4 protein-coding genes are annotated in these 3,092 nt (G+C 71.3%); 1 reads left to right on the forward strand and 3 read right to left on the reverse strand.

The window, feature by feature from the left end:
* Positions 1–146: 146 nt before the first annotated feature.
* Positions 147–563 carry a CBS domain-containing protein gene (locus tag DLJ58_RS00205; RefSeq protein WP_091405600.1) on the reverse strand — a complete coding sequence of 139 codons (417 nt, stop codon included), beginning with the start codon at positions 561–563 and terminating at the stop codon, positions 147–149.
* 299 nt (positions 564–862) lie between these two features.
* Between DLJ58_RS00205 and DLJ58_RS00210 the strand changes: the two genes are divergently transcribed.
* A complete protein-coding gene (locus tag DLJ58_RS00210) occupies positions 863–1,444 on the forward strand; it encodes a nucleotidyltransferase family protein (protein ID WP_124853310.1) in 582 nt (193 codons plus the stop codon).
* A gap of 15 nt (positions 1,445–1,459) precedes the next feature.
* Here DLJ58_RS00210 and DLJ58_RS00215 read toward each other — a convergent pair whose 3' ends face one another.
* Positions 1,460–1,900 carry a PPOX class F420-dependent oxidoreductase gene (locus DLJ58_RS00215; protein ID WP_124853311.1) on the reverse strand — a complete coding sequence of 147 codons (441 nt, stop codon included), beginning with the start codon at positions 1,898–1,900 and terminating at the stop codon, positions 1,460–1,462.
* 156 nt (positions 1,901–2,056) lie between these two features.
* Positions 2,057–3,082 (reverse strand): aspartate-semialdehyde dehydrogenase, encoded by a 1,026-nt coding sequence (locus tag DLJ58_RS00220; protein ID WP_124853312.1) that lies wholly within the window; start codon positions 3,080–3,082, stop codon positions 2,057–2,059.
* Between the last annotated feature and the right edge of the window lie 10 nt (positions 3,083–3,092).

Consider the following 3,092-nt stretch of genomic DNA (forward strand, 5'->3'; position numbering starts at 1 on the left):
GTGTTTCCACCCCCTCGGTGATCAAGAGGTTTGCGTCACCGTTATCGGCGTGTCCTGACGCGAAGCTCTTGATCACCGAGGGGGTGGAAACACCACAGCACCGGCCCTCCCGGACGGGAGAGCCGGCGCGTGCCGCGGCGGACGGGTCAGTTGTTCGGGTCGTCGGCGCTGATGTCGGCCAGGACCGACTGCGGTTCGCGCTCGACCGCGAGGTCACCCATCGACACCAGGCCGATCAGGCGCCCGTCGTCGATCACCGGAAGGCGGCGTACGGCGTACGTCCGCATCAGGTCCGCGGCGGCCACGGCATCGTCGTACTGACTCACCGTGATCACGTCGCGAGTGGTGATCTGGCTCAACCGGGTCGAGCCCGGGTCCATGTTCTCCGCGACACCTCGGACCGTGATGTCCCGGTCCGTGACGATGCCGACCACACTGTCGCCGTCGGTCACCACCACATCGCCGATCGCGCTGTCACGCATCTCCTGCGCGGCGGCGATGAGCGTGTCGTTGCCGTCCATCGTCACCAACCGGGTCGTCATGAACTCTCCGACCGTTGTCATGGTGCTCCCCTCTCGGTGTCGGCACCGCCCGTCTACCCGCCGCCCGGGAGGGGGTAACGCATACGGCCCCGGCCCATCGACACGGGTGTCGCAGGCGTCGCAGTTCGTAGAGGCAGCAGAATCGGGCCCGCAGGGCCGGCCTCGTCGCTGCTCGTGCCGGCGCCCATCGCCCACCCCCTCCCCGACATCCCGCGACGGCAGAAGCAGGCCGCAACGGCAAGCAGGGCGGTATACCCGTCGACGGGCGGCACACCCGCCTACCGACGGCGCGCGTCGGCTGTGCTGCCTATCGTGGGCGGATGATGACGGGCGAGGAGGAGCTGCGGGAACTGGTTTCCGGCAGCAACTGGCTGACCCGGGCGCTGACCGTGGTGCGTGATTCCGAGCTGCCGGACGCCTGGATCGGCGCGGGCGCCCTGCGCGACCTGGTGTGGGGCGAGCGGCACGGCGACGGGTTCGACCCGGCGCGGGTCCGCGACGTGGACGTGGTCTTCTTCGACCCGACGAGGCTGACCCGCGCCGACGACGACCGGGCCACCGCCCGGCTGGCGGCGATGTGGCCGCAGCCGCCGTGGCAGGCGCGCAACCAGGCGGCGGTGCACACCTGGTACGCGGCCAAGTTCGGCGGCGACCCGATCGAGCCGTACCGAAGCGTTGCCGAGGCGGTCGCCACCTGGCCGGAGTACGCGACAGCGGTGGCCGTCAGTCTGGACTCGGCCGGCCGGCTCAGGGTCTGCGCCCCGTACGGCCTGACGGATCTGCTGGCCGGGGTGTGGCGGCACAACCCGACAAGGGTGGACGTGGCCGGGTCGCGGCAGCGGTTGGCCCGGCACCGGCCGGCGCAGCGGTGGCCCGGCGTGACCGTGATCGAGCCGGGCTGATCGGCTGTGGGCGGGTCAGCCCCGAGGCGGCATCCCGTAGAGCCGCTCGACGTGCAGGCGTAGCACGATCCGTCCCTCGTCGACCATGGCCTGGCGGTACTCGTCCCAGTCGGGGTGTTCACCGCTCAGCCCCCGGTAGAGCGCCACCAACTCCTCGACAGTCTCGTCGTCGAGTTGGGTGGCCGGCGGGGTCAGTTCGGCGCGACCCTCGACCACCGCGTACGCCCAGCCGTCCTCGCTGCTGACGTGGAAGCTGGCACGCGGGTCGCGGCGCAGGTTGGCGGTCTTGGCACGGCCGTCGGTGACCGAGACCCGGATCAGGCCCGCGTTCCGGTCGAAGGAGTAGAGCACCGTGGACAGCTGCGGACGTCCGTCCCGCTTGATGGTGGCGAGCACACCCATCGAGCGGCCGGCCACCAGATCGGTCAACGCCTGCTGGGTGCCGTCATCCGGCATGGTGTCCTCCAGGTTGGACGATCGTCTCCGACCCATCCAAGCACGACCTGCCGGCCGCCGCGGCCGACCACCCGGAACGGCAGGGCGACCACCCGGAACGGCACCGAGCCCTCGCCGACGGACGGCGAGGGCTCGGTGAGAGTTCGACCGTGCCGGTCAGCGGCGCTCGGCGGCGACCAGCTCGGCGAGTTGCACCGCGTTCAGCGCGGCGCCCTTGCGCAGGTTGTCGTTGGAGCAGAACAGGGCCAGCCCGTACTCGACGGTCTCGTCGGCGCGGATCCGGCCCACGTAGGTCGGGTCCTGGCCGGCGGCCTGCAGCGGCGTCGGGACGTCGGTCAGTGCCACCCCGGGCGCGTCGGCCAGCAGTTCGTGGGCGCGCTGCGGGGTGATCGGTCGGGCGAACCGGGCGTTGATCTGGAGCGAGTGCCCGGTGAAGACCGGCACCCGGACACAGGTGCCGGAGACCTTCAGGTCGGGGATCTCCAGGATCTTGCGGCTCTCGTTGCGGAGCTTCTGCTCCTCGTCGGTCTCGAACGAGCCGTCGTCGACGATCGAACCGGCCAGCGGGAGGACGTTGAAGGCGATCGGCTGGGTGAACGAGCGCGGCGCGGGGAACTCCACGGCCGACCCGTCGAAGGCCAGCCCGGCGGCGTGCTCGGCCACCTTGCGGACCTGCTCGTCCAGCTCGGCGACGCCGGCCAGCCCGGCGCCGGAGACCGCCTGGTAGGTGGAGACGACCAGGCCCACCAGGCCAGCTTCGGCGTGCAGCGGACGCAGCACCGGCATCGCGGCCATGGTGGTGCAGTTGGGGTTGGCGATGATGCCCTTCGGGCGGTCCAGGGCGGCGTGCGGGTTGACCTCGGCGACCACCAGCGGCACCTGCGGGTCCATCCGGAACGCCGACGAGTTGTCGATCACCACGGCGCCGGCCTCGGCGACTCGTGGCGCCAACTCCCGGGCCGTGCCCTTACCGGCCGAGAAGAGCACGATGTCCAGCTCGGAGTAGTCCGCGGTCGCTGCGTCCTCGACGGTCACCTCACCGTCGCGCCACGGCAACGTACGCCCGGCGGACCGCGCCGAGGCGAACAACCGCACCTGCTCCGCCGGGAACTTCCGCTCCGTCAGCACCTGCCGCATCACGCCACCGACCTGGCCGGTGGCCCCCACAATGCCGATCCTCATGCCCGCGAGG

Origin of the sequence: Micromonospora arida (assembly GCF_003857035.1) — a bacterium.
Taxonomy (GTDB): Bacteria; Actinomycetota; Actinomycetes; order Mycobacteriales; family Micromonosporaceae; genus Micromonospora; species Micromonospora arida.

Excerpts from the sequence above, each read along its gene's own strand:
- DLJ58_RS00205 (WP_091405600.1), bottom strand. The coding sequence starts at position 563 with ATGACAACGGTCGGAGAGTTCATGACGACCCGGTTGGTGACGATGGAC.
- DLJ58_RS00210 (WP_124853310.1), top strand. The coding sequence starts at position 863 with ATGATGACGGGCGAGGAGGAGCTGCGGGAACTGGTTTCCGGCAGCAAC.
- DLJ58_RS00215 (WP_124853311.1), bottom strand. The coding sequence starts at position 1,900 with ATGCCGGATGACGGCACCCAGCAGGCGTTGACCGATCTGGTGGCCGGC.
- DLJ58_RS00220 (WP_124853312.1), bottom strand. The coding sequence starts at position 3,082 with ATGAGGATCGGCATTGTGGGGGCCACCGGCCAGGTCGGTGGCGTGATG.